This is a genomic window from Brevundimonas sp. (assembly GCF_036676055.1).
Classification (GTDB): Bacteria; Pseudomonadota; Alphaproteobacteria; order Caulobacterales; family Caulobacteraceae; genus Brevundimonas.
Genome location: NZ_JAKFDS010000028.1, coordinates 1 through 1,844 on the forward strand (window position 1 = coordinate 1; position 1,844 = coordinate 1,844).

The 1,844-nt window shown below is 71.0% G+C and carries 2 protein-coding genes; both read right to left on the bottom strand.

The features are described from left to right. A partial coding sequence (locus tag V6M45_RS05045; protein WP_332654522.1) for a GTPase occupies positions 1–450 on the bottom strand: 450 nt, incomplete at its 3' end. Positions 451–482: 32 nt separating this feature from the next. Continuing rightward, positions 483–1,844 (bottom strand): PQQ-like beta-propeller repeat protein (locus V6M45_RS05050; RefSeq protein WP_332654523.1); only part of this gene is annotated, 1,362 nt, incomplete at its 5' end.

A 1,844-nucleotide genomic window follows, 5' to 3' on the forward strand; every position in this document is an offset into this window, starting at 1 on the left:
CTCGCCGTGCTCGGCCGAGATGGCGACCGGCTCGCCGAAGCCCAGGGCGTAGGCCTCGCCGATGCCGCCGCCGCTCTCGCGGCTCTCGGACTTGTTGGCCAGCAGGATGACGGGCTTGTGCTGGTGGCGCAGGCGGTCGGCGAAGATGCGGTCCAGCGCCGTGACCCCCTCGCGCGCGTCCATCATGAACAGGATCAGGTCGGCGTCTTCCAGCGCCGCCTCGGTCTGTTCGCGCATGCGCGACTCGAGGCTCTCGTCGGTGACGTCCTCATAGCCGGCGGTGTCGATCAGCGTCAGGTCGATGTCGCCGATGTTGCCGTCGGCGTAGCGCCGGTCGCGGGTCACGCCGGGGCGATCGTCGACCAGCGCGAGGCGCTTGCCGACGAGGCGGTTGAACAATGTCGACTTGCCCACATTCGGGCGGCCGACGATGGCGACTTTGAGAGCCATGTCGGCCTTCTAACGCAGAATGGGGTGATCCGTCAGCGAATGCTGACCAGCTGGCCCCGGTCGGTGAGCACGTACAGGGCGCCGTTGTAGGCGGCCGGAGCGATGAAGGCGGGGCCGCCCAGCTTCAAGGACGCTGTCTGGAGGCCGGTCTTCGGATCGAAGGCCACCAGTTCGCCGTCCGAATTGGTCAGCACCAGCCGGTTGGAGGCCAGCAGCGGACCCGACCAGACCGGACGCACGGTGCGATCGAAGAAGCCGAAGAAGCCGCCTTCCTGACGCACGCGGCCCTCGTTGAGGTCGCGGGTCCAGTAGACCTGGCCGTTCTCGCGGTTGACCACGGTCAGCTCGCCCGCCTTGGAGACGACGTAGACCACGTCGCCGGCCGGCAGGGGCGCATTGACGCCGGAGACCGGCAGTTGCCACTTGGGCTGGCCGGTGCGGACGTCGATGGCCGACATCAGGCCGGAGTGGCCGACCGCGTAGACGACGCCGCGGCTGACCACGGGACGGCCGGCGATGTCGCGGATTTCCGACAGGGCGCTGGTGCGGCTGGTCCGCGACAGCACCTGTTGCCAGACAGCCTGGCCGGTGGCGGCGCGCAGGGCCACCAGTTCGCCGGACGAGAAGGGCGCAATGACGGTGTCGCCGGTCACGGCCGGGCTGGAGGCGCGCATGATCCGCGCCGGCTCGGGGATGCCGCGATAGGCCCAGACCTGCTGGCCGTTGTTCACATCGAAGGCGAAGATCTGGTTCTCGACGTCGACGACATAGACCCGCCCGCCGGCCACCGTGGGCGCGCCGTGGACCGGGACGTCGACGGGCGTGGTCCAGAGCACCGCGCCGGTGGCCTGGTCGACCGCGGTGACGGTGCGATAGCCGGACGCGATGAAGACCTTGCCGCCGCCGACGGCGACGCCGCCGCCGAAACCGCCGCCGGTCGAGCTGCCGCCCAGACCGAGGCTGAACATGCTGCGGCGGAACTCCTTCTCGTCAGGCTTGACGCTGACCTTCCAGGCGACCGAGCCGCTGGCGGAATCGACGGCCGTGACGGTGGCCTCGCCATCCAGGACGAAGACGCGGCCGTTGTCGGCCACGACGGGCGCCATCACCTGGCGGGTGTTGGACGAGCCGGCGCCGATGTCGCGACGCCAGGCGACGGCGAAGTCCGGGGCCGCGGCGACGTGCTCGACCGCGTTCTCGGGGTTGCCGCCGGGCTGCGTCCAGGCCGTGGCCGGCTGGGGCCCCGGCAGGAAGAAGTCGCGGCCGGACAGGGCCGCCGACGGGGCGAGCTGCTGTTCGAACTCGAGCACCGAGACGCGCTGACCCTCGGTGGCGGTGGCCTGGGGCGCGTCCGCGCCGCCGAGACCGAACGGCAGGGCCCGGCGGACCGTGCC